The organism is Pseudomonas sp. F3-2 (genome assembly GCF_038804275.1).
In the GTDB taxonomy this organism is placed as follows: Bacteria; Pseudomonadota; Gammaproteobacteria; order Pseudomonadales; family Pseudomonadaceae; genus Aquipseudomonas.
Map to the genome: position 1 here is coordinate 1,175,235 of NZ_CP152388.1, position 25,652 is coordinate 1,200,886.

Sequence of the window (25,652 nt, forward strand, 5' to 3'; positions counted from 1 at the left end):
GAGCAGGGATGAAAGAAGGCATTCATTCAGCCACAGATCGTCACGAAAGCCCCTTAACAGCTGGCGACAGAATCATCCGTACACTTGCCGTCAGTGAGGGAAACGCCGTAATCGAGGATTTTCCCGCCGCGCGCATTTCCAGCCCGGATCTTGGTGCAGAACTTGAATGCAATCTTGCTGCAACCGTTTGAAGGTCAAATGGGTGCCATCGAATTCAGCCAGGAGAACAATCGTGTCGGTCATCGGAAAGTGGGCGTTGCAAGGTGTCGTGGTGTTCCTGTTCGCATGGATGGCGACCGTAGCGGCTCAATGGTCATCCAGCGTTGTCAGATCGACCAGCAGCGACCGCCTGGCGGCGCTGAGCAGCGTGCGCCTGTCAACCGAATCGGTTGCACAGAGCGTCAATAAAAAATCACCCGGCGAGGCCGTTGTGGTGGGCGCGCTGTCGGACGGTAACGAATAAGCGTCAGGGTTGGGAAGTTCGGAAGCATCAGGCTTCACCCTCAACAGAGCCGTCTTCGGGCGGCTCTTCCTGATCCGCCCATGGCTGGGCTGTTTTGCACGTCCCGCGGCTTCACGCCTTCTTTTGTTCCAGCGTTTCTTTCAGTCGTCCTGTGGACACACTCAAATGCGGCTGGCCGAGCGGATGGGTCTTCGCATTGAAAAACTGCAGCTCGATGTTCTGGCCCGCGAACAGTGCGCTGTAATGGCGCTTCTGGTGCTGAATGAACGCTTCGCTGCGTGGCAGCACGGAAATCGCGACGGTCTTCGGCCGGGCTTGCAGGATGGCCTGCAGGATGTGTCGATCCTGCTTGCCCAATGAGTGACCGAAGATGCACAGCGCGCCGTCATGTTGCGCCAGTTGCGCGTGACAGAACGACAGGTAATCGGAACTGCGGATGATCTTCATCTTGTCGTCGCTGCGTCCTTCGCAGACGAACAGTGGCACGTCGTCCAGGGCGTTCACCGCAAAGCTGCCGAGCAGCGTGCTCTCCGAAGACATCAATTTGCGCGCCGTGCCGTCGAAGTTCTTCACCAGGTGCATGCCGCCGTGCAGATAGAGAATGCGCGTGGCGTGGCTGTGGGTGCGATGAAGATTGAAGACCGCGTCTTCTTCGAACAGGTCGTCGAATGGCTGCGCCCCGTGCATCACCGCCCAATAGGCGAGCAGGTCATAGTTGGTCGAGTAGACGGTTGCGTATTGGCTCAGCGCCGCGCTGAGGTGGGCAATCGTGCTGGTATCCATCAGCCGCCACGGGATGTGCGCCGAACGAATGCCGTGAATCAGCGCTTCCTTGATGGCGAAATAGCGATTGCGCGGAGAAGACGAGCTGATCGTCAGCGCCGCGTTCACCCGCATGGCGATCTTCAAGCCGCTCAGGACAGGCTCGAAATTTTCGGTCTCCATGGATTTGAACAACGCCAGTTCGGTCGGGCTCAGCGGCTTGTTGCGCGTGGTCTGTGCCAGTTCGAAGAGCGAATCGTAGGCAAAGTTTTTCCACACGGCCAGACTGGCGCCATTGCCCATCAACAGCCCCGAGCAGGGATGCGTGGTCTGCAGCGTGTTCCAGTCGGCCAGTTCGGCATCAAAATCCGTGAATTCCATCTTCTCGCTTCGCTTTCAGGTGAGCAGTACTGACCGGACGCCAGAACGGAGTGGACTTATAGAAACCCAGGTCCGCGTTGTCAACGCTGCGGGGGACGGGTTGCCGCCTGGCAGATATTTCGAACCCGCACATCGGTGGTGCTTCTAAGCTTTGAACCCCGAATCCGGTTCGCTGCGAGGTGAAGATGAAAACCGATCCAGTAAATAGCACAGCGGCACAGAGTCCCGGGCCGCACCCAAGCCCCATGGAAAACCCGCGCAAGGATGCGACCCGCCAGCAGGCGCAAGAGTTCGAGCGGATAGAACACGCCGATGAACAATCGTCGGAAATCCCCCCACCGCAGACCTGGAAACACCCTGACGACGGTAAGAGTCTGTCGGAGAAAGACGAGGAAATTCCCCTCAAGCCTTGAAGGCCATTTGTCTGGCGGTCGTCTGCAGAAGAATGGTCCGGCGTAAGGTTTTGCTTCCAATAACACTCTCAAAACGAGAGGGAGGTCACCATGCACAATGCGATGCTCAGTAAAACGCACTTCAACGGTTACGACGTCATCAACGTCAACAACGGCCCATGGCGGGTCTGCACCCATCATGATCGATTAGGTTCGTTCAGCACCCGTGAAGAGGCGATGGCCTTCGCGGCATCGTTGCCTGCTTATCAGGAGCGAACGGCGTACCGCACCGCGGCTGCGTCAGATGAAACTGAAAAGCCACGAGCCAAGCACTGATCGACCAGAGCCCCGGGAAACCGGGGCTTTTTGTATGGACAGTTTTTCGCGGGTCATCGTCTTGTGCCTGTCACTCCCGCGCTGACTTCGCGTGGTCCCTTCATCTGCAACACCCGTTTGCGCAGATTCATGCAAGGTGCACGACTACCTGCCTCTCACGCTTGACTTAACTCATTGTAATAGCTGAACAAATTCTATTGACGCTCTGCGGCACGGTCGATGCAACTCATTGAGGGTACATGCAGGATCGACGTCAGATCGGTCCACCATTCGTGAAGCCAGAGGAAATAATCATGAACGCTATCGACCTTCTCACCGCCGACCATGAACGCGTGAAGAGCATCCTGTCGCAGCTGAGCGAATCCACCGAACGTGGTGTGAAAAAACGCACTGATTTGCTCAACAAGCTTGAGATGGAAATCACCATTCATACCAAGCTGGAAGAAGAGCTTCTTTACCCAGCCTTTAAGGAAGCCGGCGCCAAAGAGCAGGACATCATGTACTACGAAGCCAAGGAAGAGCACCGCACCGTCGATTCCCTCGTACTGCCAGACCTCAAGCAGACCGACCCCTCGACGCCAGAATTTTCAGGCCGGATCAAAGTGGTCAAGGAGTTGCTGGAGCATCACATCGAGGAAGAAGAATCCGAGATGTTCCCGCAGGCGAAAAAACTGCTGGGTAAAGCCAAGCTCGAAGAACTCGGCGCACAGATGGAGGCCATGAAGGCTCAGTATAAGAAGTCGCTGATGTCGGACCTTGCCGCATAACGGCTCGATGCACGCTAAAAACCCGGACCTGTTCCGGGTTTTTTTATGGGTGATGTCCGGAATGTCGCGTTGCGCCCGAGCGAACGTTTCTCGTGCCGTGAGGCCGAATGAGTAATCGAGCCAGATGTTGCGAGCATGATAAAAATAGAACAGAGCGAATGTCGCCGACGGGCGTGGGGCTTGGCGTTTGTCGTCTGGTCAGTGGGTGCCGTAGTGATTATCTGCTTGCACCGCAGTTTGCCCGAATCAGGGTGGGGCGCGTGGCTGTCCTACCTCATGTACTTTCTGGAATTCTGGTATTTCCTGGCGCTCGGTGAGTTACACAGGTGCTTTTATGTACTGCTGACCCGATCATCCGAATAGCGCGATGCGTCCGGGCAGTGGTCCTGTCGCTTGAAGTGGCGGATGCGGGTTTGATACATTTCGTCACAGACATTGCGCTCACCCGCGCTTTGCGTAAGCGTTAACGTCAACCAACGCAACCATAGGACACGTCCGTCCTTAAGTTGCGTGGTTTTATGACGACCTCTTCACCGGCCGCTTGGGTCGGTCATGTTTCAAACACCTTGTTTTTGCTGATCCGTATTGCGCGGACTGCCGTCGATGCGTGCGCATCGAATATGGATTTATCGCTCCAGTGCGTCGAGAGCGTTTCAAGGTGTTCTCGCGTCATCGACGTGAATGACGCTTTTCCTGATTTTCCTTCTAAAGAGCACTTCTAATGTCTATCCAGCAAACACCTGGCCAAGTGTTGTCTGCCCGCAGCGCAGCCAAGATGGAAGCGGCGATGGCGGTGGGCAGTTTCGCCATCGGCACCGGCGAATTCGCGATCATGGGCCTGATGCCGGACATCGCCAATAACCTTCATTTAAGCGAGCCGCAGGTCGGACATGCGATCAGTGCATATGCGTTAGGGGTGATGGTCGGAGCACCCTTGCTGGCCATCCTCGGCGCGAAGATGTTGCGCAAGCATTTGCTGATTTTATTGATGGTGCTGTATGCAGCGGGCAACGTAGCGACGGCGTTTACCGCCACCTTCGGAAGTCTGGTGGCATTTCGATTCATCAGCGGGTTGCCCCACGGCGCCTACTTTGGCATCGCTGCAGTCGTCGCTTCGAGCATGGTGCCAGCCAACAAGCGTGCCGGTGCAGTCGCGAGAGTGATGATGGGGCTCACGTTGGCGATGTTGCTTGGAAACCCTCTGGCGACGACCCTGGGTCAATTCTTCGGCTGGCGCTCTGCGTTCGCGCTCGTGGGCGTCATTGCGATCATCACCATTGCGTTGATATGGCTCTGTGTCCCTGATCGTCGAGACGAACCCCGCAGCAATCCGCGTAAAGAGTTGCAGGCATTCAGGAAACCTCAGGTCTGGATGGCACTGTGCATTGCCGCCATCGGTTTCTCAGGCATGTTTTCGGTTTTCAGCTATCTGGCCCCGACGATGCTTGAAGTGACCCGGACGTCTCCGACGTTAATCCCGTTTGGTCTGGCAGCCTTCGGTTTAGGCGGCATCATCGGCAACATCGCAGGCGGCAAACTGTTCGATCGCCTGCAATTTCGCGCGGTGGGATGCGTCCTGCTGTGGTCGATTGCGGTGTTGACCTTCTTCCCGTGGGCGGCCGAGTCGGTCTGGGGAGTGATGCTCGGCATCGGTCTCGTCGGAACCATGATTGCTATGGCGGCACCCTTGCAGATTCGCTTGATGGATATCGCCCATGAAGCGCCCAGTCTGGCGGCGGCTTCAAATCATGCCGCGTTCAACCTCGCGAATGCCTTGGGGCCATGGTTGGGTGGAATGGCGATAACGGCGGGATTTGGCTGGACGAGCACGGGATATGTGGGTGCTGCCACTGCACTGGCAGGGTTTGCGATCTATCTTTTCGCCCGACGAATGAAGGGCGGCGAATGACAGTGGCCGGATGAGCATTTGTAAGACGCCTGCGCGCACTTTGAGGGTCTCCGAGCAAGTCCTCAAAACTTCTTCGGGATGAAGGCGCATCGGCGCATCGGCGCAGATGCGGAGTCAGGATTGGTTCATCATGTTCACGGCACGGCGGCCAATGTGGCCGATTGATCTGATCATCCTAGGAGAGCACGGTGCTATGAGACTCAGAAAGCATTTTCCAACGAACGAGCTTGACTAAAGCACTCGCTAGTAAGTTTACGGGCTAAGTGAAAATGGATAAAGGCAGAGTGGCTTGGCTTGAAGCATGGCATCGTTGATGCTTAGCATCTCAAGCCAGTTACTCTAGTTTTGCGATGAAATATTCTTTACCCATGCCGCAGTCTGGGCACACCCAGTCGTCAGGGATATCTTCAAAAGCGGTTCCGGGAGGGATTCCATGCTCTGGATCGCCAATGGCGGGGTCGTAAATATACCAGCAAGGCTCACATACATAACTATGACTTATGTCGCTCATTATAAACTCTCCAAATCCGAATTGTTTAAACCAATAACTTATAACCCACCAAGAGCTCGAAGCCTTGTGGACAGATGATCGGCCATAAGTTTGGTTTTTTGAGAGACGTGTTTCCCTGGTTGAAAGATTAACCAAGCCATGCCTTGGCAAGGACCTTGATACTCCCACCCAGGGAGTACTTGAAAAAGCTGGTTTCTAGCGATGGCGTCGTTAGCCAGCCTTGATGGGAGGCATGAAATTCCAAGCCCAGCCACAGCGGCGTTCTGAGAGGACTCTGGCCCGTCGGAGTAGTAGCGCCCAGAAATCTTTACATCGCATTTTTCAGTTCCTGACACAAAGCTCCAGGTTTCAGTCTCATTAACGGTGGTCACAGGGATGCAACTGTGACCCGACAACTCGCTAGGGTGTGTGGGCAAGCCTTTGTCTTCTTTGTATTCTAGAGACGCGCAAAGACGTAGTCTACGTGAAAGAGTTTTCGTGCTACTAAGCCTAAGGGTGGCTTGTCGGTAACTGTTATTCCAATATCAACGCTATCGGCGATAAAATCGAGTGAACGATCACTCGAGATCAGTTGTATATTGATATCTGGATATTTGCGGAGAAATTCAGGCAGCGTTGTGTTGCATGCGCGGTGAAACGCTTTAGGTACGACCAAGCGTATCAGGCCTTGGGGTTTCTCCAGGAAACGATCTTTTAACCTAAACACGTTTGCAGAAGAATCTAACAGCTCTCGGCAATGAGAGTATATCTCTGCACCCTCGGCATTGACCTTCAGCTGTCGAGTGCTGCGCTCAAGTAATCTAATAGATAGCGCATTTTCCAGTCTGGATATTTGTTTGCTGACCGCAGAAGCGGTGACGCCTAATTTCAATGAGGCGTCAATAAAACTTCCTGTTTCGACTACCACTGCGAAAGCAGCCATGCAAGGCAGCATTTCCACGTGATGCCTAGGAAGATAATCGCTATATATTCCATTATTTATACCACTTATGTCGATTTGAGCCGAAGTTAAGTAGATCTGTATGCATCTATGAGAGAGTTGGCCAGGCGTTGGCGTGAGAATCGTGCTCAGCCATACGCATGTAGCACGGCCGCACCAGCAAGCACTAGGAGAATCCCTGCCAACTGCACGGGCGAGAGCGTTTCTTTATAGAATACGTATCCCATGAGCGCTGCAATGCCTCCGGAGAGAGTACTGATAACTGTGACAATTGAAATCGACCCATTAAGTGCGCCCCATGCAAAAGCGGAGAATCCTCCAAGATTAAATATGCTCGCAGCGCACAATGGAGCCAGTGCAGCTTTTGGGGGAAGTCCCAGTTCCGCTTTAATAGCGCTACTCAGAAACGTAGGCGCCATCATCGCTATTCCCACTGCATAGCCTAACCAAAGCATTGTCGGGGCGCCTAGGCTAGGGAGGGCAAACTTCCCCTGTAGCCAAAAGCTGCTGCCATATAGCAATGCCGCGAGCACGGCAAAAAAAATAGCCACTCCACCGTTCTGCGTAGGCTTAGCCTTGGTGGCCCTCTCTTTCAAACTGGCGAGGACTACACCGCACACGCATATTAAGATCCCCGCGAGTTGCGACGAAGAAATGCTTTCTCCACTCCACCAAGAAAAAAGAGCAGTGAAAACACCATAGGAGGTTACTAATGGAGCGACCACTGCGGTCTTACCTAAAGCAAACGCTTTAGAAATGGCTAACGCACCTGTCAGGGTGAAGCAAGAGGCGACAACTCCGAACACCAATGCGTGAGGGGGGGCTGCAAGAATTTTTGAGTAACCAGAAGACAATAAGAGAATAATACTCATTATCATCAATCCTAAGAGTTGCCCGAAAAAAACAGCTCTCTTGATCCCAACATTACGAGCGTTTACCCCAACGAGGAAATCAGTCGCCCCCCAAAATACAGCCGCCAAAAGCCCCATTACGACGTCCACTGTGCGTCCTTTTTCTTGTTGAATTCCAAATCCTTGGCACAGTAAACTGGATCCAATCGAAAATCAAACGCTTGTCCTTCCAATTTCTCGGTACTGGTTATCAGGCTTTGACACCGTACCATTAATGAGGCTTATAAGAGGGACAGTGAGCGCTGTGGATATCAATGCCAATAGCAGCAAAACGCTATATGCAGCACCACTCAATATCCCCGTTTGAAGTCCCACACCCAAAACCACGAGTTCTACGAGCCCTTTCGTGTTCATAAGAACGCCCACTTCCAGCGAGGTCGCCTTATCCAGGCCAATCAGCCGACTGGCCACATACGATCCGAAAATCTTACCAAAACATCCGCCGATAACGAGAATGCAGAGCCATGCCCAAATGCTGAGGCCATCGGAAAAAATAAGTGAAACTTGGAGGCCGGAATAAGCGAAGAACACTGGCGTAAGGAGAAAGTCTGCACAACCAGATATTGTTTTTTTCCAAGCTTCGGCCACTCCTGGAATGCCAAAAAAAACATATCCGGCAAGCACAGCTCCGATCGCTTGATGAAAACCCAACCAGGAAGTTAGCTGTGCAAAACTAAAGCAGAGGCTGATGGCGATGAAAAGTTTTGCATGGTCATTTTTGGACGCTGAAATATACAGCTTGAGCATGGGTTTAATCAACCACATCGCCACTACAATCAATCCGAACAGTCCTGTGAATCTGATCAGCCCTGCCTCAAGGCTTTGAGCGCTGCTTAGCTGCGCGGTCAACACTAGCGTAAGGCCAATCCACGCAAACACATCTGTATATACTGCAGCTGAAAGGGATATGGCACTAGCTTTGGCACTAATATTGTTGAACTCTCTAACAATCCTTACCAAGACAGGAAGGGCCGTAACGGACAACGCAATGCCACAAAAAAGCATATACGGTAGCAGCGGTTTATCTGGAGCCAGCGCAGTCTTTGAAAAGAAACCGATCAAGCATCCGATAAGAAATGAGACGCCAATGCCAGATAACGCAATTAATCCAGGCGCTATTTTCTGAAATTTCTCATCAGTGATGCGTGGCGCATGCCACGGCACCTCAAACATTAGCAGCATTAAACCAAGCTCGCTCAGTCCAGCGATTACATGAAGCGATTCGGGCTTAAAAATATCAAAAGATGTGCCCGAAAAAAACGATCCGTAAATGGTGGGGCCCAAAATTATTCCAGCGAAGATTTCTCCCACCACCTTACTTTGCCCAATTTTTTTTGCGACCTGTCCAAATAGATTTGAAGCAGCAAGGAGGATGCATATTTGTATCGCCCAATTAGACATGATACGTCCCTGATTAATTTGATGATGAGTATTGATCAGCTTGCTTCTTGAAATTTCATCTTCATGAGCGCATGAACTGTTTCCGCGTGGATATTCAAAGTTTCTGGGTCTTCATGAACAAGATATACAAAGCCCCAAGTGGATAGAAAATCCATGGTGGCATCTACTTTGTCACCAGGAGCTACCAAAAGGCTGGCGGAATGGAAAGAGCTGAGTTTCTCGATTTCAGGCACTCCATCAATTTCTTTCAATACACCGTTCGAATTTGAGATCAAACAGCAGATGCAAAAATGCTTTGTGTACTCGGCCGAGATGTCTAGCGTCGTGTTTCCCAAATAAAGATCAAGATTCAAGTCATAGCAATTTATGCCTGTGCATAACTCGATCAGAGAAGGCACGTTTGCTCCAGGGAGTCTGCCATTTTGCTCAATAACAAAGTGACCGGCCTGATTGATTTTAAACTCAACATCGTTGATCCCAACGTTAAAATCCAGTGCAGCGTTGATGCTTCTGATATATTCAAATGCGCGTTCGGCGACAGGACCTATGGGCGGAATGGATCGAATATTTTTGTAGACGCTTGGGCTGTTTCCGATTTGAATTTTTTCGTATTTAGCCATGCAAAGAATTTTTTTAGACGCTGCATTGCCCAGGTTTGCAGTAGCAATAAAATATTCTTGTCCATGAATGAATTCTTCAACTAACGCGAGTTTTTCATCACTGTTGTATGAGTCGTTTGTAGACTCAATGGCGGCAAGAGCCTTGTAAATATCACTTCTTGAGTCACAGATTTTTACGTTTTTGCTACCGGTCCCTTGACTCGGTTTCACAACAACTGGGAATGGCAATTCAATGGGTAGCCCTGAGCTTAAGCTATCCAACGAAATCTCATATGATTGGGTGGCAGGCACGCCCTTGGCAATAAGGCGTTTTTTCATTTCTAGCTTGTTAACTCGCGCGCGATATGATTCGGTAGGATTTCCGCGCACCGACAACTCTTTGGCTATTTGGTCGCAAAACTTAAGAGCAGAATCTGACCCAGGGATTACAGCCTTTACGTTTTGAGTTAGTAAAACTTTAGACGCAGTGGCTCCGCCGTTAACATGTATCACTTCATCAAAGCCTTCCACGCTATGCAATCTTTGCAGTTGGCCAGGGTATTGCTTTCGAGTGATTAATGCTATCGATTTGTACCCCTTTTTTCTTATTTCAACGCCATACCGCCGTGCAGAGCTGACAGGGTCAATTACCACGATTGAACCATTTGAGGCAGTCATACAATCTTCCTCATGGCTGCGTACATATATTTATAATAACGGAGAGCGACGTTATACCGAATCATCACTCCAATAGCTAATTCTCGGATAATGTATTCTCCGGAGCTTGAATAGTGCTCCAAAACCCTATCAAACCAAGCTGCACTGTGGCGCGTGTCGATACTAATGTGCGCTTTATGATATGCAACTACTTCGTGCGGCAGATTCAATCGCTCCATTGCAGCGGTAGTAGCGCCGAATCGAACAGGTGCAGACCCTTCAACCAATCCCATTGCACCTATCAGCCTTACGTTGTATTCGCGACGGACTGCCCACATCAACAGTATGTTGCCATTCATCAGGCATTCTACAGGAGGGGTTTCAAGTTCAACCTTTCCTGCAATCAATCGACGCATGTAGCTCGATGACGTTTTAAACATGGTTGTGTGGACAAGCGAAAAGTCCCCATTACCCATCTCGTCCCAGTAATTTTCTGCCGCAACCATTTTGCAATTCATCGGCATTCCAAGCTGTGTAATGGCCATCAAGTCATCAAATGAACCATCGACCATTTCTTCCATACAAATGTAATATGCTACTTGCTCGGCAGAGGCGTTGTGACGCATGAAGTCTACGAAAAAACGAATGTCTTCATTTATTTTCTTTTCGCACATCAGATACCATGTCAAAAACTCCTCCTTTGATCGGGGAAGTTCTCTCAGATCCACAAAGCTTTCTTCATGGCTGTTCCATTCATCCTCGATTTTTTCAGCTTCTTCACGCAGCGGATGAATCAATGATGTAGATTTGGCTAAATTTTCAGGGTCGCCCATGAATAGCCGATAATAATGTGCTAGCTTGCTCTGCTGTTCGCGCGATGTGATCATTTCTATCTTCCTAATACAAGGCTATTGGAGGGTGAGCATTTTTCAAATCGAATGCCTGGTACGACGGGCCTCGCTCGTAGAGAAGTGCCATGCGATCATGAGCTTCTCTCAATGTCGGTAATGTACGCTCTGGAATCCACCACATCACTACTTGCGGCTTGGATATTAACTCGAACCACTCTTTGCCGCGCCTGAGAAATTCCATGTGCGGTGTTCGATACAAGAAGTCTTTTAAAGATTCAACATCTTTCCATATTGACAGCGTATATAAATAACCACTTCCCCATAGCTCCTCCAGTAAATCTGCGTCCTCTTCTTTTTGACGCCATATGAACCCAGGCTGCCTTTCTGCCAAGTCGTTAACATATTTAGTTGAAGAGTAGAAGGGATCCATGCGGCTATCGCTTTTCGGAAACTTCGGCTTCACGATGTCAAATTGTGCCAAATGCATTATTGTCAATCACTCCCAGCTTTGAATTTCAATTATGTTTCTGTCCGGATCTCGCACATACACAAAGGTGCAGACGCCCACACCTTCGACTGGTTGATGAGCAAGCTTTCCTAGCATCCAGCCGCCTGCTTTCACTACTTTTCTGCAAGTCTCATCGAGATCGGAAACCTCAAAAGCTATGTGTGTATACCCTTTAGAATTCGCAAATGTTTCGTTTTGCTGTAAAACATTACGGTATTGAAAAATTTCCAAGGTAGGTCCACTGTTGCCGTGCCCAGGAAGGCGCAAGTGAATGCCTTCTATATTGGCGTTCGACACGCTAGTACCATCTTCAACAGTTCGACCAGAAAGCTGACGCACTGGGCCCGATGGAACACAGTCAAATACGTCCATATAAAACTTTGAAATCCGTTTCCAATCAGTTGTAATTAAGTTCGTGTGGCTATATTTGACGGTGCCCATTGGTGGCTAATCCTTCTTAATCACGGAAAACGAAGGTTTCATGTTCAACCTGGCGATCACGATCTCGCGCCCGCTCCCAGGTCGTGTTTAAAATGATGCGGGTCACGTCTTGAGTAAGTGGTTTAACGCGATGCAGAGTGGTATCGGCTTTCAGCAGATACACATCTCCAGTTAGATGAAAATATGAATCAATAGGGTTTTCGACAAGAAGATTCTCTACGCGTGGGTTTTTCTTATCCCAGTTGGTATGTGGTACGCACTCAAGCAGGCCCCCGGCCTCAATGCTCGGGGCTTCAACGATCCAAATAATCGTGTAAGGATAATCGCCCCAATGCCATCCATGGGTGTCGCCAGACTTATGCTGACTATTGATAATGTAGTGATCCCATTTCCATGGGGTTGGGATAATGTCTTCTTTCACAATATTCCCAATCAAGCTCATCAAGTATTTTGACTTGTAGGCCTCCGGGATATATTTGCCGTTTGCTTCAATATTTTCTTGGGTGACATTACTCAGGTAACGAGGGGTGTGCCCTGTGGACTCAATCAGAAAATCACGACGTTTTGAGAAGTTGGATAGCAAGTACTTAACATCTTCCGAAATTTTGTCTCTCACTTCCGGATCGATCAAGTGATTAATCTTGAGGTATCCGTCCCTGGCAAAGCGATGTTGCTCCCAAAAAAAGTCCCGACCAGTAAAAGGATCAGAGTTGAGCACATCGTCGTTAGTCACAATTGTTTTTTCAGGAGCTGCAACGTCAGTCATTACTAATTCCTTTTAAGCGGATGGTTGGGCGGCCTCAGATCAAGGCTCAAATTGGATCCTACAACCTATAAAGCTCCTGATATATTGCTTCATAAGACTTGGACTCGTTCCTGAAACGTTGTAATATTTCATCATATTCGGTATGTCGATACTGACTATTGATTTAATTCATGAACATGCCTAGGTATTAGGAAACAGCTTCGATGAGATAGATAGCGTTTAAGCTCGTACCCCATTGGGGTTTGCTTGGCGGTGATATCAATTGCAGGCTATAGCTGGCGAAGTTTTGTAACGTACCGTCACCGTTTTGTGACTGTGTTTAACAATTTCTCGGCGAATGTCGCTATGGGAGTAGTGGTAAACCCATGTTCGGCAAGCCATTCATTTTTTTGAGGCGTCGATGGTTAGCAGCTTACCGCACGTTATTTGCGTGAGTGCTCCCTCAGTCGTGCTGCACTCAATGAATGGACCGGCTGCTTTACCACCCATATAAATCATCAGACTGGGTGGTGAACCAGCAACCGCGAGACGCCTGAAGCCAAGAAAGATAATCAATTCCGGGTCATCAAGCGTTAGCTTGGCTACGTGAAAGTACGCTTTCACGGGCTGATGAAAAATACAGCTCAGCTGATTACGCTCTTTGGCCTGCCGAATCTGCGAATGGCTCGAAGAGAGCTGATCGGTGTGGGTGAGTTGCGCTCCCGACATGAAGAACCGGGAAAAACGCCCTCGATCTCCTTGGCACTGGGCCATTTTCAGCAAATAGCGCTCCGTGCTGAGCACATTACGACCTGCGGCCGCCATAAAGAAAGTACATCGGAGCGTTCGTAGGGAGACTGCGCATATCGGTTTCCCAAGATGCGCTGATGATTTTATTTTCATGCCGCAAAGTCAGCAGTCAGGACATTCTGATCAGCGTTGAAATTGCATGACGCAGTGTGCAACTGACTGCAAGAGGGCTTCGAGAATGGAGAAGTAATATCGGCGTCGGGGTCAGCCAGGAATGCGGATGAGGGGAAGAGCCAGAGGATTGAAACGAGGAGAGAAGGTGGAGCGGGTAGAGGGAATCGAACCCTCAACTAAAGCTTGGGAAGCTTTCGTTTTGCCACTAAACTATACCCGCTTTTTTCGTCTGTTTACTCACTGAACGGACAGGTCTGTCAGAACCCTCGTATCAGCTGTAAGAACGCTATGACGCTTTCAGCGGCTGACTTTGTACCAGATGCGGGCGGTGAATTGAAGCGTTAAATCGTCGGCGGGGAAATCCGCGTTGTTGCGCGAAGGGACAGGATTCATTCGTCGCCGCGAATGACGGGCGTTGACGAATGAATCCGTTCCTTGAGACCTGCACGGTCAGATTGCAAATGCATGGTGCGTCTGTACCTGTCGATAGCGAGTTCTGCCGGGCTCGGGTGTCGGTGCGAGAAAGTCCATCAGGGCGTTTTGCGATTGCAGGCATGCCGCCTTGTGTTCCATGTCCAGGAAGTGGCCGGCGCCGTGGATCGTGGTGAAATGGCAATCGCGAATGTGGTGGGTAAAAAGCCGGGCGTCCAGCGCTGCGGTGTACTCATCCCATTCGCCGTTCATGAACAGCACGGGAACGTTGATGCGCTTGGCCGCTTTCAGTTGATGCTGGGTGTTGGTGTCCAGCACATGATTGATGTGATGGTGCATCTGCGCATATTCATGCAGATCCAGCGAGCTGACGTGCTTGTAGTTGAAGCGCTTGAACAGCGATGGCAAGTGCTTGCCGATGGTGCTGTTGATCAGCGTGCCAACCTCGTAGCGGTCGAACGCGCCCAAGTGTTGCTGACCGCGTTCGAGGTAGTCGCGCATTGGGTCGTTGATCACAGGCGAAAACGAGCTGATCACGGCTTTTTCGATGCGTTTGGGCCGATGCGCGAGCGCGACCAGCGCGGCCGCGCCACCCCATGAAAACGACATGATGTGCTCGGCGTTGAAGTGGTCGATCAGCTCCAGCAGGATCTGGCCTTCTGTCTCCTTGGTGAGCGGTTTTTCATGAAGATTGTGGGGCTTGGATTTGCCCGCGTAGGGCTGATCGTAGAGGACCACGTTGAATTGCGGATACAGGTTGCGGACGGTCTGGGCGAAAGATGCAGTAGTGGCCAGTGAGCCGTTGACCATGACGATGGTCTTTTCTGCGGCATCTGCGCGATAGAACTCCGTGTAAACCCGAAACTGGCCCTGTATATCAAGCACAGCGATTTCTGGCCTCATATCCATGTCTCCTGACGTAAAAACAGGTGTGCGCGCAACCACGTTGCACGAGTTTCGTGACAGGTAGGCATTTGCCTTGAAGGGGCCCCATGTCGGTCCGGAACGGTCTGTCCGACAGGTGTTGTTATTGGCGGGCGGGTTGCCGGGCGCAGTGCCAGGGGAGGCATCTGCAGCGGCGAAATCGTTTTTTTGGATGCACAGGTGACTCGCCGGTCACTTGTGGACCGACGTCTGGATTCAAGCAGGCGATCGGGTAACCCGCAAGTGCCGTTGGTGAATTGTCCGACACGATCTGCCGGGCGGTCGCAAGCCTTCAGATCAGCTGAATCTCTTCAGCCGTCAATGGCCGGTACTGACCGGGCGCCAGCGATGGGTCGAGGACCAGCGGCCCCATGCTTTCACGGTGCAGGCGCACGACCTTGTTGTCGTAATAACCGAACATCCGTTTCACCTGATGGTAGCGGCCCTCGACGATGCTGAGCCTGGCGCAGTGACTGTCGAGGATCGTGAGCAGCGCCGGCTGCGTGGTCAGGTTTTCGAAAGCGAAATAGAACCCTTCGGCGAACTTTTCGAGGTAATGATCGCCGATCGCTTGCTCGGTCTCGACGTAGTAGACCTTCGGGAGTTTGGTGGTTGGCTGGGTCAGGCGTCGCGACCATTGGCCGTCGTTGGTGATCAGCATCAGCCCGGACGTATTGAAGTCAAGACGCCCGGCAATGTGAAGGTCGTGCTTGTCAGGCTCGTGCAGCAGATCGAGCACGGTCGGATGCTGAGGATCGGTGGTGGCGCTGACGCATCCGGGTGGTTTGTGCAGCATGAAGTAACGAGCGGGCTTGCCCTCCTGCAGCACTTCGTCGTCGAGCATGACACGGCTGAACTCACGCACCTCGTGCAGTGGATCCCGGACCGTGCAGCCATCGACCTGCACACGGCCAGCGAGCAGCGCGAGGCGCACGTCTTTGCGACTGAAGCGGGGGAGGTTGCTGAGAAAGCGATCGAGGCGCATGGCTATGTTCGGCAGGCGAGCGTCATAGGGCCGGCAGGTGTTTATCAGCCAGCCCGGCGCATCGCGGACACAGGCATGCCTTGTCGCGCACCTCGTCAGGCAAGGCGGCGAGAACGGCGGGGTCGATGGTTTCGCTGAAACACCAGCAGGCGCGGTCCAGCGTGCGTGGATCGGCCAGCGTGCAGCGATTGCTCTGGCCGCAGACCGGGCACAGGTCTGCGGCGGGGGATATCAGGGTCATGCCGGTTCCGCTGCTTCAGTGCATACCCGATTGCGGCCGCTTTGTTTGGCGCTGTAGAGCGCCTGGTCAGCGCGTGCGATCAGGCTTTGCAGGGTGTCGTCGGGATGCAGTTCGGTGAGGCCCAGGCTTACCGTTACTTGTAGGGCGGAGCCTGTGAACACATAAGTATGTTGCTCGGCCAGCAAGCGAATCTTCTCGGCGACGCGTCGGGCACCGCTGATGTTGGTGTCCTTGAGCAGAATGATGAACTCTTCTCCACCCCAGCGGCAAATGATGTCGGTGTCGCGCAGGCAACGTCGGATGTCTTCGGCAAACCCGCTCAGCACTTCATCGCCGGCCAGGTGGCCGTGGGTGTCGTTGAGCCATTTGAAGTGATCCAGGTCCAGCAGCATCGCGGACAATGCTTTGTGCTCGCGACGCGTCTCGGCAATGGCATTCATGGCGATCCGGTCGAAGCCACGGCGGTTAGGCAGACCGGTGAGGCTGTCGGTCATCGCCTGGGTTTCGATGCGCAACTGGAATCGGCGCACGACCCGGTTGAGCAGAATCAGCACCACGATCATGACGACAAGGCAGATCAGCAGGTTCAGAAACAGGGAGCGGCGAATCTCGTTCAGCGCGCCGTTTTCGCGCTTGTCGACGAACAGGTACCAGTTCAACTCCGGGATGTAGCGCACGTTGAGAAAGTGCCCGTCGTCGGTGGCGTCATATTGATAGCTGCCGCTGTGGGGCTTCGGCATCTGCCGATGCAGCTCCTTGAGATCCGGCAGATCGCGCAGCACCTGACCGATCTTCGCGCCATTGGGGCCGCCTTCGGCGCCTGTCAGGACCAGCCGACCAAATGTGTCGACGAAATAGACACTGCGTTGATAGCGCTGCTGATAGCGATCGATCAGCTTGATCACGGCGTCCACCGTCAGGCCCACGCCGGTGGCACCAATGAAGTTGTCGTTGTAATCGAAGACCTTGTAGTTGATGAAAAAGGTCAGGTTGTCCTTGTTGGCCATGTCCGGATCGACGTTGATCTCATACGGGTCCCGCATGTCGCGCACGCGGTAGTACCAGACGTCCCGGGGTTCATCGGCGCGGATTTTTTTCAGGACGCCCTTGGCCTGGTAGTAGGTCAGGCTCTGGTTGGAGACGAAGAAAGCGGTGTACGCGCCGTAATGATCCATGACCTCCTTGAGGTAGCGGGTCATCTGCTGCGGATCTTTTTCACCCGCCACCACCCAGTCCCGCACGAACGTATCGCGGGCCATCATCGACGACAGCAGGACTGGCCTGACCAGGTCTTTCTGGATCTCCGAGTACACCGTGTCGGAGGTCAGCGGCAATTCGGTGTTGACGATGCTGTCGCGTATGGCGTCCCTGGAGGCGAAGTAACTCAGCAAGGACGTTGCCAGAAAGCCGCTCCCCAAAAGGATCACCAACGTCAACAGCAGGGAGCGTTGTGAATGGAGCGTGGAACGAAGGGGCATGACCGATCCGCTTGAATGATTAATCCGTTAAGCCGGACATGCTAGCTTGCGGCCACTGTTTTGCGCCATGGGCGTTTTCAGTTTGCGACGGACCGGATCAGGGCGTTATCGGCGACGAACCCTGCGGCGCGACAAACTCCGGCGCCCGGCCCAGCAGCGAGCTGAGCGCAGAACAACGGCAATGCAGCAGCAGGATTCTGTCGTAATGAATGCCGTGGCGATGCAATTCGGCGAACAGATCCTCAAGGCTCGGGTTGGGCATGCCGAACCGGTTGCGCACGGTCATCACGTCCATCGCGACGGCAGGCAGGTCGCTGCCGGGCGAGGGCTGATGAGAGTTGCGCACAATATGGCTGATTTGCCGGTAGCTCTCGTAGCGCTCACTCTGGAATTTGGACAGCGTGTAATTTTTGATGCGACCTGCCAGGGGCGTGCCGGCCATGAGAATGTCGGCACCGGGGGCGCCGGACAACTCGCCGGTACGTGGGCCCGGAAGCGTGTGCGTGTCATTGAGCAGCGAATAAGGCGCAACCTTCTGACTGACCACTCGATGCAGCGACGGGTCGACCAGCGAGTGACCATGGGGCGCGTAGGTCCTCAACTCGGTGCCGTTGGGAACGGCGCTTGTGCGCGTCCAGGGCAGATAATAGCCGTGGCTGCTGACTACCAGCGTGCGCGCCTGTCGGTGTTCGGACGTCCAGAGCAGAAACCGCCGCCCGAGTTTCCAGGCTCGCACCGGTTCTGTCCCGAACGTCGCGTTTCCGGCCACGCTCCAGGTCTTGAGCGGGCCAAGATCGTTGAAGAAGGGCTTGAGGGTGGTCTTGCGCGATGCAGTGATGCGTTCAAGCCAACCGCTGAAACCGCGCGCCGGAGCAATCGGCACCGCTCGCCCCGGCAGTGGGTTCGACACGCTGATAGCCCTGAACGCCCGCAGCAGTCGGGGCGTGGCCGGTCCCATCTGCAGTAACCCCAATGAGAGAATGGCGAACAAAACCTGCCGACGCTCCGCCTCGCGATCCCCGGGCAGATGAGCGGCCTGGACATGAAGCGCGAGTGTGGCGGCGCCTGCGGTCAGCGACGCAATGGACGCCGCGGGAATGAGCAACGCCAGCGGTGCCAGCAGCAACTGCAATCGCTCAGCCAGTCGGGTCCAGTTGCGCAGCGCCACCTCCCGGTCGGTCTTGATGCTGTCCTCTGCATCGTAAAGGCTGTTGCGTTGCAGGCCCTGACAAATGAAGGCTGCCGGCGACCCGTCCACCGGCATCTCGCACAGCGTGTGTTGTCGGGCTTTGTGAGCGTGCGGGCGGTAGAGCGGTTCAAGCCACGGACGCAGAATGGAGACCTGCTCCTGTGGCTGCCTGATGCCGGCCCACAGCTCGAGGATGTACGTCAGCCTGACGTGATAACGGGCTGGCATGTGGTTGAGCAGCGTCCGGCGCCACTGCTCGTCACCGGCCGCACGCGCGAGGTGATCGGTCAGTTGTCGCGGGTCGCGAAACGCCATGAACGGTTGTGTCTGGCCGGCCTGATACAGCAGGCCGCCCGGTCGATCCTTGTGGCGCAGCAGCAACAGGCCCACACAAAAAGGGCAGTCACTCTCGGCGGGCAGTCCGGTGCTGACATAAAACCCCAGCGTGCTCCACTGCAGCGAGGCGTGCGGCGTCTGCCATTCGGCGGCTTCCATCGCCGCCGCCAGCGAGTTGAAATCGTCAATCGAGAGACCGCCGCTTTTCAGGCTCACGAGCGCCTGGCCAATCAGGGTCGAACACAAGGAGCGTTCTATCGCGTCGCGCTGACTGCGCCAGAAGCGCTCGAGCCGGCGCTGCATCAAGGACAGCAGATCGACGCTTGCGAGGTAGGCGTCGACGTCGTTTGCGCGGATGGGCAGTTCGTTCTGGCCTGTCCAGTGGCCCGCGGCGCTCGGGTCCGCGTACACGACCCAGCGCCCGCCGTGGTCGTCATAGCCTTGCGGAGCGCGCACGCGCAGGTTGTCCACCACTGCCTGATCCAGCGCGACAGGTGCTTCATCAGGGGTGAACATGACATTGCCGGCCGCAATGGACGGGCGCCCCCACGGCGTCGTCGACGTACCGCGCAAATACCGGATGAACACCTGCCGTGGGTCCATATCCAGGCCATGTTGATGCTTGAGCCATTTCCTCATGATTCGGTTGGCCAGTTTCAACGGCGTCGGCACACGCTGCGGCATCTGCGCGGGGTCGTGCCAATGGTTCAGGGTGCCGATCAGCGTCAGCGCCGGCAGGATCGGCATCACCACACAGTCATCCTCGTCGGTGGCGTCGTTTTCCAGAAGTTCGCAGGCGTCGCCCGACTCGAGTCTCGCTGTGCAGAACGCCTCCTGCGCGCGGTGCAGCAGGGTGAACACGTCGTCCACCGGTTCTGTCAGCGTGAGCCCTTGTTCGAAATCGCCGGGCTGCAGATGCAGCCGATGCCACTCGGACGCGTTGAGCGCATTCAGAACGCTTTGCGCACGCCACGGCGCGTCGTCGCTGATGTATTCGCGGCATTGCGGATGCTGGCCGAGCACATGAACGTAGCAGTGGCCGGTGTGCCTGGCTTTCAGGTGAAACACGCCAGGAATGATTCTGCCGTTCAGCGCGATGCCGCAGACCGAGGAGCCGCGGCGTCGCTTGCCCTGACGCAGCCGCACCACTGTGCGCGGAAACGCGTCCAGCCCCAACGCATCGAGCGCGAGGGCGTAGCCTTCCTTGTCGATGCGTTTGCGTGCTCGCAGTCGGCACAAACCGTCGAGAAACGACAGTTTGGCGAGGGTTTGCCAGGTGTCGCGATGGCGCGCCCAGAACTGGCCCAGGGTCTGCTCGTACTCCAGCGTCCAGCGAGCGCTGATGAGCTGTTTGAAGAACGCGTTGATGGTGAAGCCGGGAAGCTCGTCCCGCAGCGCGCGATCGGGCTCGGCACAGCGCTTGAGCGCGAGGAAGGCGGCAGGGTCCAGAACAGCGCGGCCCAGTTGCCGCAGGGACAGTCGTCGCTCGAAACGCTCCTCACCGTTGCTGTGCACTTCAGGCGCGTGGTCGGTGCTGAAACCGATGTGGATCGCGTCGAGATCGAGCGTCTGGCCATACTCATCTCGCAGCCCGGCCTGCAGGCAGCGGTCCAGATGGTCGTGGATCGAAGGGGGCAGTTCCAGATCCAGTTGCCAGGCGCGCAAAACCGTGGCCGAGCCGACCAACAGTGTGGCGACGGGGCTGGCGGACAGCTGCGCCAGACGCCTGTGATCCAGCGTGCGTGGCGCATCGGCTTGCAGTTGGGCGGGTGGTGCGGTTTCAGGCCGAGTCATTTCTTCGAAGGGCGGGATGCCCGAGAAAGCGGGGTCTGGCAGGGCGTCGTTGATGTTGAGATTCAGGCCGTGATCGGCCGATGGGTGGATGCTGTCGTTCATGAATACTGCGCCACGTGAAAGACCCTCACTATGGCGCGGTAAGTCCGTCGAAAGGCGCTAACTATTTATGGCGCCTGCGACGGGTTTTTGTGCCTGCGCGCGAGCGAGCCCACGGGCGTGGCGGTCAGGTCGACGCCTCCAGTACCACGACCCGTTGACCCGAGCGCACGGCGGAGCCGGGTTGCACACGGATTTCGCTTACGATGCCGGCAACGGGCGCCAGCACTGGAATCTCCATCTTCATCGACTCCAGCACCACCAGTGTTTCCCCCGCTTCGACGCGTTGGCCGACGTTGACCTGCACCTGCCAGAGATTGCCGGCGATATGGCTGTCCACGCTCATCAGCCCGGCCTGCAATGGCGCTTCTTCGCTGGACTCGGCCACCGCTTCCTCGCTCTCGAAAGTCGCCTGACCGTTGGCAATCCAACGCTCGCGCTCGGCGTTGAAAGCGCCTTGCTGCTGAGCGCGAAACGCCGCGATGCTGTCGGCCTCTTCAGCCAGGAACGCCTGATAGTCCGCCAGATTGAGCGTGCTGTGCTCGATCTGCAGCGGGTAACGCCCGAGCGGGAAGTCGCGACGGATTTTCAGCAGCTCGTCGGCGCTCACCGGATAAAAGCGGATCTGGTCGAAGAAACGCAGCAGCCAGGGCTTGCCATCGAACGCTTCGACGGCGCGGTAGCGGTTCCACATCTGCAGTGTGCGGCCAACGAATTGATAGCCTCCCGGACCTTCCATCCCGTAAACGCACATATAGGCGCCGCCGATGCCGACCGAGTTCTCGGCGGTCCAGGTGCGCGCCGGGTTGTACTTGGTGGTCACCAGCCGATGGCGCGGGTCCAGCGGCGTGGCGACGGGCGCGCCGAGGTAGACATCTCCCAGCCCCATGACCAGATAGCTGGCGTCGAACACTGTACGTTGCACTTCGTCCAGGTTCGGCAGGTCGTTGATGCGACGGATGAACTCAAGGTTGCTCGGGCACCACGGCGCATCCTTGCGCACGGTCGTCATGTACTTCTCGATGGCCAGCTGACAGGCCGGGTCGTCCCACGACAGCGGCAGGTGCACGATGCGCGAAGGCACCTCAAGATTCTTGCTGGCGCAGACGCCGTCCCATTCACCCGCGACGACCGCGAGCAGTTCGGCCAGCGGCAGTTGCTCGGGCTGGTAATGCACTTGCAGGGAGCGAATGCCCGGCGTCAGGTCGATCACGCCCGCAAGGCGTTTGCCTTCCAGCGCCTGCATCAGCGCGTGGCCACGAAAACGCAGCACCAGATCCAGCTCCGGCGCGCCAATCTCCAGCAACAGGTGCGTATCGCCGGACAGACGAGCGACGAGGCGCGTGTCGGCGACGCCAATATCAAGGACGACAGGCGACTGCAGAAAAACCTCCTCTCCAGCCACAGATGATTTGTCGGATGCACTGGCCGCTTCGTGAGCAAGCTCACTCCCACCTGATTGACGTTCACCTGAGCGGACGGCGACATCGAATCCCTGTGGGAGCGAGCTTGCTCGCGAATGCTGAGTTCCGGCCGCAGAAGGGGTACTGGATGCACTGGCCGCTTCGTGAGCAAGCTCACTCCCACCTGAACGGAGGCGATCTTCGCGGGCAAGCGCGCTCCTACAAAACAGCATGCGGGCTGTCTCGATGCTTACGGCATGGAACCTGACTTTATCCCCCGCCTTAAGCTGCCCCAACTGCCACAAGTCCGCCTCGATGATGGTCACCGGGCACACGAAGCCGCCCAGGCTCGGGCCGTCCGGGCCGAGAATCACCGGCATGTCGCCGGTGAAATCCACTGCCCCGATGGCATAAGGATTGTCGTGGATATTCGAGGGGTGCAAACCGGCTTCGCCGCCGTCAGCGCGCACCCATTCAGGTTTAGGCCCGATCAGGCGGACGCCGGTGCGGCTGGAGTTGAAATGCACCTCCCAGTCGGTGTCGAAAAATGTCCTGATGTAGCCTTCGGTGAAGTATTCCGGCGCGCCGTGCGGGCCGTAGATCACCCGGATATCCCGCACCGTCGGCAGATCGGCGATCAATTCGGCGGCCAGTTGCTGACCGGCGCTGCGGTCCACCAGCGGCGCGAGATGAAGGACATCGCCGGCACGCAACGCACGTCCCCCGTGTCCACCGAACTGACCCTGCGTGAACGTGCTCTTGCTGCCCAGATAATCCGGCACATCCAGCCCGCCGCGCAGACACAGGTAACTGCGCGCGCCAGCGCCGGCGATCGTCCCGAGCGACAAGGTCGAACCGGCCGGAACCCGCAGCGATTGATTCATCGGCTGCGCTTCGCCGTCCAGCGCCACAGGGATCACCGCACCCGTCACCGCCACGACCGCGTCGGTATTGAAGCGCAGCATCGGCCCGCTCATGGTGATTTCCAGCGCGGCGCAGCCCTCAGGGTTGCCCAGCAGGCGATTGCCCAGGCGCAGCGAGCGGCTGTCCATGGGCCCTGATGGCGGGACGCCGACTGCCCAGTAACCCAGGCGCGCCGGATAGTCCTGAACACTGGTCTGGGTGCCGCCGCTGAGGACTTCGAATGTGTCGGCGCGGTACACCAGGCCTTCCAGACAGCGCGTCCACGGCTGGCCGCTGGCGAAAGGCGCATCGTCGATGATCTGGCGCAGATAGTCGCGATTGGTTTCGACGCCATACAGGCGCGACTCGCTCAACGCCTTCGACAGCCCGGCGCTGGCCGCTGCCCGATCTGGCGCCCAACTGATGACTTTGGCGATCATCGGATCGAAGAACGGCGGGATCTCGCAGCCGGCTTCGACCCACGTGTCGATACGCAGCTGTCGACCGTCGGCAGGCGGAAACTGCACGGAAGTCAGCAGGCCTGGGCTTGGCTGAAAATCCCGGCCCGGATCTTCGGCGTACAGGCGTGCCTGAATCGCATGACCGTCCGGTTTGAGTTTCGCAGCCAACTGCGGCAATGGCGGCAGATCACCGGCCGCCAGTTGAATCATCCACGCCACCAGATCGACGCCCCAGACCTGCTCGGTGACGCCGTGTTCCACCTGCAGCCGCGTGTTCACTTCAAGGAAATAAAAGCGCTGATCATCGCTGTCGAAGACGAATTCGACCGTGCCCGCGCTGCGATAACTGACGGCTTTCGCCAGTTGGATCGCTGCGGCGCACAACTCATCGGCCATGCCGGTGGGCAGGTTTGGCGCGGGGGTTTCTTCGAGCACTTTCTGGTTGCGCCGCTGCACTGAACAATCCCGCACGCCCAGCGCAATGACATCCCCCTGACCATCGCCGAATACCTGAACCTCCAGATGACGAGCGCGCTGAATGTACTTCTCCAGAAACACGCCTGCGTCGCTGAAGTTGTTCTGCCCCAGACGCTTGACCGCTTCGAACGATTCACTCAGCTCGCTGGCGCTGCGGCACACGCGCATGCCGATGCCGCCTCCGCCTGCCGTACTTTTCAGCATCACCGGGTAGCCGATCGCCGCTGCTGCGCTCAGGGCCGCCTCGACACTGTCGAGCAGTTCGGTGCCTTCGAGCATCGGCACGCCATGCTGTCTGGCCAGTGCGCGGGCGGTGTGCTTGAGCCCGAACACGCGCAGTTGCTCAGGCGTCGGACCGACGAAAGCGATGCCCGCGTCTTCACACGCTTGTGCGAACGCGGCGTTTTCGGAGAGAAACCCATAGCCTGGGTGAATGGCCTTGGCGCCGGTGGATTGCGCGATGGCGAGAATCTTGTCCACCGCCAGGTAAGTCCCGGCCGCGCCGCCTTCACCCAGGCTGTGGGCCTGATCGGCTTCGAGAATATGCAGGCTGGCGGCATCGGCTTCGGAATAAACCGCCACGCCCTCGACGTTCAAGGTGCGCAGGGTGCGCAGAATGCGGCAGGCAATGGCGCCGCGGTTGGCGATCAGCAGTGTGTCGAACATGGCATTGACCCTGGAGACCGACGAGCATCGATCCCGAACTGGGGTAGCGGGCCGTCCCGCTGTGGTACTGGTTGCGCGAAGGCCGTCCCTCGCGCCGAAACGTCAGATCGGTGAGCGCCGCTCGCTCAATCCCACACCAACAGTTCAGCGGGCGTCGGGTTGTAGCCGTTGCACGGATTGTTCAGCTGCGGACAGTTGGAAATCAGCACGATCACGTCCATTTCAGCGCGCAGTTCCACGTACTTGCCCGCGCCTGAGATACCGTCTTCAAAGGTCAGGCCGCCTTCCGCGGTTACCGGCACATTCATGAAGAAGTTGATGTTCGGGCTGATGTCGCGCTTGCCCAGGCGGCCGTCGTGCATACAGGCGCGCAGGTAGTTGTCGCGGCAGCTGTGCATGTGGCGTTTTTCCAGCGCGTAACGCACGGTGTTGCTCTCTTGCGCACAGGCGCCGCCAAGGGTGTCGTGGCGCCCGCAGGTGTCTTCGACGATGGTCAGCATCGGTTTGCCGAGGTTGGAATACAGCACGCTGCCCTTGCTCAGATAAACGTTGTTCTGCCGACGCAACGTGCGCTGTACGTCATAGCGCTCGCGAGGGTCGGCGAGGCTGTAAAACAGCGTATCGACCGCCTGATTGCCTTCCAGGTCGAGCAGGCGCAGGGTCTGCCCGGCCTTGAGCTCGGTCAGCGACGGTTCGCCTGCCGGGATATGGGTGATGGAAACGGGGGCGTTCGTGTGGGTGTGTGCAGTGTTCATGGCAGGCGTCC

23 protein-coding genes, 1 tRNA gene and 1 pseudogene are annotated in these 25,652 nt (G+C 55.7%); 7 read left to right on the forward strand and 18 right to left on the reverse strand.

Translation table 11 applies throughout. From position 1 onward, the window contains the following. Positions 1-8: 8 nt before the first annotated feature. Together AAGQ88_RS05330 and AAGQ88_RS05335 are read left to right on the forward strand one after the other, a co-directional pair. The gene (locus AAGQ88_RS05330; protein ID WP_342654623.1) at positions 9-191 is read left to right on the forward strand and encodes a hypothetical protein; all 183 of its coding nucleotides are present in this window, start codon (positions 9-11) and stop codon (positions 189-191) included. 41 nt (positions 192-232) lie between these two features. Continuing rightward, positions 233-463: a hypothetical protein gene (locus AAGQ88_RS05335; RefSeq protein ID WP_342654624.1), complete on the forward strand. Its 231-nt coding sequence runs from the start codon at positions 233-235 to the stop codon at positions 461-463. 111 nt (positions 464-574) lie between these two features. Here AAGQ88_RS05335 and AAGQ88_RS05340 read toward each other — a convergent pair whose 3' ends face one another. Then, positions 575-1,606 (reverse strand): DUF4917 family protein, encoded by a 1,032-nt coding sequence (locus tag AAGQ88_RS05340; RefSeq protein ID WP_342654625.1) that lies wholly within the window; start codon positions 1,604-1,606, stop codon positions 575-577. Between the two features lie 245 nt (positions 1,607-1,851). On the opposite strand from AAGQ88_RS05340, the gene AAGQ88_RS05345 reads away from it, so the two are divergent. From AAGQ88_RS05345 to AAGQ88_RS05360, 4 genes are all read left to right on the forward strand, one after another. Continuing rightward, the gene (locus AAGQ88_RS05345) at positions 1,852-2,019 is read left to right on the forward strand and encodes a hypothetical protein (RefSeq protein WP_342654626.1); all 168 of its coding nucleotides are present in this window, start codon (positions 1,852-1,854) and stop codon (positions 2,017-2,019) included. Between the two features lie 90 nt (positions 2,020-2,109). After that, complete coding sequence (locus tag AAGQ88_RS05350; protein ID WP_342654627.1) at positions 2,110-2,334, forward strand: DUF2188 domain-containing protein; 225 nt, start codon at positions 2,110-2,112, stop codon at positions 2,332-2,334. 293 nt (positions 2,335-2,627) lie between these two features. Continuing rightward, entirely contained in the window at positions 2,628-3,101 is a 474-nt protein-coding gene (locus AAGQ88_RS05355) for a hemerythrin domain-containing protein (RefSeq protein ID WP_342654628.1), read from the forward strand. Positions 3,102-3,822: 721 nt separating this feature from the next. After that, positions 3,823-5,010: an MFS transporter gene (locus AAGQ88_RS05360; RefSeq protein ID WP_342654629.1), complete on the forward strand. Its 1,188-nt coding sequence runs from the start codon at positions 3,823-3,825 to the stop codon at positions 5,008-5,010. 334 nt (positions 5,011-5,344) lie between these two features. Here the strand turns inward: AAGQ88_RS05360 and AAGQ88_RS05365 are convergent, their stop codons facing one another. The 9 genes from AAGQ88_RS05365 to AAGQ88_RS05405 all read right to left on the reverse strand — a co-directional run bounded on the left by AAGQ88_RS05365 (position 5,345) and on the right by AAGQ88_RS05405 (position 12,595). Continuing rightward, on the reverse strand, positions 5,345-5,521 hold the full coding sequence (locus tag AAGQ88_RS05365) for a rubredoxin (protein ID WP_342654630.1): 177 nt from the start codon (positions 5,519-5,521) through the stop codon (positions 5,345-5,347). 436 nt (positions 5,522-5,957) lie between these two features. Next, positions 5,958-6,443, reverse strand: coding sequence for a LysR family transcriptional regulator (locus tag AAGQ88_RS05370; protein ID WP_342654631.1), 486 nt, complete (start codon positions 6,441-6,443; stop codon positions 5,958-5,960). Between the two features lie 146 nt (positions 6,444-6,589). Next, entirely contained in the window at positions 6,590-7,462 is an 873-nt protein-coding gene (locus AAGQ88_RS05375) for a DMT family transporter (protein WP_342654632.1), read from the reverse strand. A gap of 63 nt (positions 7,463-7,525) precedes the next feature. Further along, on the reverse strand, positions 7,526-8,773 hold the full coding sequence (locus AAGQ88_RS05380) for a cation:proton antiporter (protein WP_342654633.1): 1,248 nt from the start codon (positions 8,771-8,773) through the stop codon (positions 7,526-7,528). Positions 8,774-8,808: 35 nt separating this feature from the next. Further along, a complete protein-coding gene (locus AAGQ88_RS05385; RefSeq protein ID WP_342654634.1) occupies positions 8,809-10,050 on the reverse strand; it encodes an ATP-grasp domain-containing protein in 1,242 nt (413 codons plus the stop codon). Beyond that, positions 10,047-10,916, reverse strand: coding sequence for an iron-containing redox enzyme family protein (locus AAGQ88_RS05390; protein WP_342654635.1), 870 nt, complete (start codon positions 10,914-10,916; stop codon positions 10,047-10,049). The genes AAGQ88_RS05385 and AAGQ88_RS05390 overlap by 4 nt, the downstream gene beginning before the upstream one ends. 10 nt (positions 10,917-10,926) lie before the next feature. Then, positions 10,927-11,367 carry a DUF3291 domain-containing protein gene (locus AAGQ88_RS05395; RefSeq protein ID WP_342654636.1) on the reverse strand — a complete coding sequence of 147 codons (441 nt, stop codon included), beginning with the start codon at positions 11,365-11,367 and terminating at the stop codon, positions 10,927-10,929. A gap of 9 nt (positions 11,368-11,376) precedes the next feature. Further along, the gene (locus tag AAGQ88_RS05400) at positions 11,377-11,829 is read right to left on the reverse strand and encodes a VOC family protein (protein WP_342654637.1); all 453 of its coding nucleotides are present in this window, start codon (positions 11,827-11,829) and stop codon (positions 11,377-11,379) included. Between the two features lie 16 nt (positions 11,830-11,845). Then, entirely contained in the window at positions 11,846-12,595 is a 750-nt protein-coding gene (locus tag AAGQ88_RS05405) for an ArpA protein (RefSeq protein ID WP_342654638.1), read from the reverse strand. A gap of 546 nt (positions 12,596-13,141) precedes the next feature. Between AAGQ88_RS05405 and AAGQ88_RS05410 the strand changes: the two are divergent. Continuing rightward, a pseudogene (locus AAGQ88_RS05410) lies at positions 13,142-13,294 on the forward strand (IS5/IS1182 family transposase); the annotation flags it as partial. A 350-nt stretch (positions 13,295-13,644) separates the two neighbouring features. Here AAGQ88_RS05410 and AAGQ88_RS05415 read toward each other — a convergent pair. The 8 genes from AAGQ88_RS05415 to AAGQ88_RS05450 form a co-directional block, all read right to left on the reverse strand. Next, positions 13,645-13,718 (reverse strand) — tRNA-Gly (locus AAGQ88_RS05415). 230 nt (positions 13,719-13,948) lie between these two features. After that, positions 13,949-14,833, reverse strand: coding sequence for an alpha/beta hydrolase (locus AAGQ88_RS05420; RefSeq protein WP_285423193.1), 885 nt, complete (start codon positions 14,831-14,833; stop codon positions 13,949-13,951). 313 nt (positions 14,834-15,146) lie between these two features. Then, positions 15,147-15,839 (reverse strand): pseudouridine synthase, encoded by a 693-nt coding sequence (locus AAGQ88_RS05425; RefSeq protein ID WP_342654639.1) that lies wholly within the window; start codon positions 15,837-15,839, stop codon positions 15,147-15,149. A 22-nt stretch (positions 15,840-15,861) separates the two neighbouring features. After that, entirely contained in the window at positions 15,862-16,080 is a 219-nt protein-coding gene (locus AAGQ88_RS05430; protein WP_342654640.1) for a cysteine-rich CWC family protein, read from the reverse strand. Continuing rightward, complete coding sequence (locus AAGQ88_RS05435; RefSeq protein WP_342654641.1) at positions 16,077-17,558, reverse strand: sensor domain-containing diguanylate cyclase; 1,482 nt, start codon at positions 17,556-17,558, stop codon at positions 16,077-16,079. Before AAGQ88_RS05435 ends, AAGQ88_RS05430 begins: the two co-directional genes overlap by 4 nt. Before the next feature lie 97 nt (positions 17,559-17,655). Continuing rightward, positions 17,656-20,979: a DUF6543 domain-containing protein gene (locus AAGQ88_RS05440; RefSeq protein WP_342654642.1), complete on the reverse strand. Its 3,324-nt coding sequence runs from the start codon at positions 20,977-20,979 to the stop codon at positions 17,656-17,658. Between the two features lie 124 nt (positions 20,980-21,103). Further along, on the reverse strand, positions 21,104-24,886 hold the full coding sequence (locus AAGQ88_RS05445) for an urea carboxylase (protein WP_342654643.1): 3,783 nt from the start codon (positions 24,884-24,886) through the stop codon (positions 21,104-21,106). A gap of 125 nt (positions 24,887-25,011) precedes the next feature. Continuing rightward, positions 25,012-25,641: an urea amidolyase associated protein UAAP2 gene (locus tag AAGQ88_RS05450; protein ID WP_342654644.1), complete on the reverse strand. Its 630-nt coding sequence runs from the start codon at positions 25,639-25,641 to the stop codon at positions 25,012-25,014. Positions 25,642-25,652 lie beyond the last annotated feature (11 nt).

Excerpts from the sequence above, each read along its gene's own strand:
- AAGQ88_RS05330 (WP_342654623.1), top strand. The coding sequence starts at position 9 with ATGAAAGAAGGCATTCATTCAGCCACAGATCGTCACGAAAGCCCCTTA.
- AAGQ88_RS05340 (WP_342654625.1), bottom strand. The coding sequence starts at position 1,606 with ATGGAATTCACGGATTTTGATGCCGAACTGGCCGACTGGAACACGCTG.
- AAGQ88_RS05345 (WP_342654626.1), top strand. The coding sequence starts at position 1,852 with ATGGAAAACCCGCGCAAGGATGCGACCCGCCAGCAGGCGCAAGAGTTC.
- AAGQ88_RS05350 (WP_342654627.1), top strand. The coding sequence starts at position 2,110 with ATGCACAATGCGATGCTCAGTAAAACGCACTTCAACGGTTACGACGTC.
- AAGQ88_RS05355 (WP_342654628.1), top strand. The coding sequence starts at position 2,628 with ATGAACGCTATCGACCTTCTCACCGCCGACCATGAACGCGTGAAGAGC.
- AAGQ88_RS05360 (WP_342654629.1), top strand. The coding sequence starts at position 3,823 with ATGTCTATCCAGCAAACACCTGGCCAAGTGTTGTCTGCCCGCAGCGCA.
- AAGQ88_RS05365 (WP_342654630.1), bottom strand. The coding sequence starts at position 5,521 with ATGAGCGACATAAGTCATAGTTATGTATGTGAGCCTTGCTGGTATATT.
- AAGQ88_RS05370 (WP_342654631.1), bottom strand. The coding sequence starts at position 6,443 with ATGGCTGCTTTCGCAGTGGTAGTCGAAACAGGAAGTTTTATTGACGCC.
- AAGQ88_RS05380 (WP_342654633.1), bottom strand. The coding sequence starts at position 8,773 with ATGTCTAATTGGGCGATACAAATATGCATCCTCCTTGCTGCTTCAAAT.
- AAGQ88_RS05385 (WP_342654634.1), bottom strand. The coding sequence starts at position 10,050 with ATGACTGCCTCAAATGGTTCAATCGTGGTAATTGACCCTGTCAGCTCT.
- AAGQ88_RS05390 (WP_342654635.1), bottom strand. The coding sequence starts at position 10,916 with ATGATCACATCGCGCGAACAGCAGAGCAAGCTAGCACATTATTATCGG.
- AAGQ88_RS05395 (WP_342654636.1), bottom strand. The coding sequence starts at position 11,367 with ATGCATTTGGCACAATTTGACATCGTGAAGCCGAAGTTTCCGAAAAGC.
- AAGQ88_RS05400 (WP_342654637.1), bottom strand. The coding sequence starts at position 11,829 with ATGGGCACCGTCAAATATAGCCACACGAACTTAATTACAACTGATTGG.
- AAGQ88_RS05405 (WP_342654638.1), bottom strand. The coding sequence starts at position 12,595 with ATGACTGACGTTGCAGCTCCTGAAAAAACAATTGTGACTAACGACGAT.
- AAGQ88_RS05420 (WP_285423193.1), bottom strand. The coding sequence starts at position 14,833 with ATGAGGCCAGAAATCGCTGTGCTTGATATACAGGGCCAGTTTCGGGTT.
- AAGQ88_RS05425 (WP_342654639.1), bottom strand. The coding sequence starts at position 15,839 with ATGCGCCTCGATCGCTTTCTCAGCAACCTCCCCCGCTTCAGTCGCAAA.
- AAGQ88_RS05430 (WP_342654640.1), bottom strand. The coding sequence starts at position 16,080 with ATGACCCTGATATCCCCCGCCGCAGACCTGTGCCCGGTCTGCGGCCAG.
- AAGQ88_RS05435 (WP_342654641.1), bottom strand. The coding sequence starts at position 17,558 with ATGCCCCTTCGTTCCACGCTCCATTCACAACGCTCCCTGCTGTTGACG.
- AAGQ88_RS05440 (WP_342654642.1), bottom strand. The coding sequence starts at position 20,979 with ATGAACGACAGCATCCACCCATCGGCCGATCACGGCCTGAATCTCAAC.
- AAGQ88_RS05445 (WP_342654643.1), bottom strand. The coding sequence starts at position 24,886 with ATGTTCGACACACTGCTGATCGCCAACCGCGGCGCCATTGCCTGCCGC.
- AAGQ88_RS05450 (WP_342654644.1), bottom strand. The coding sequence starts at position 25,641 with ATGAACACTGCACACACCCACACGAACGCCCCCGTTTCCATCACCCAT.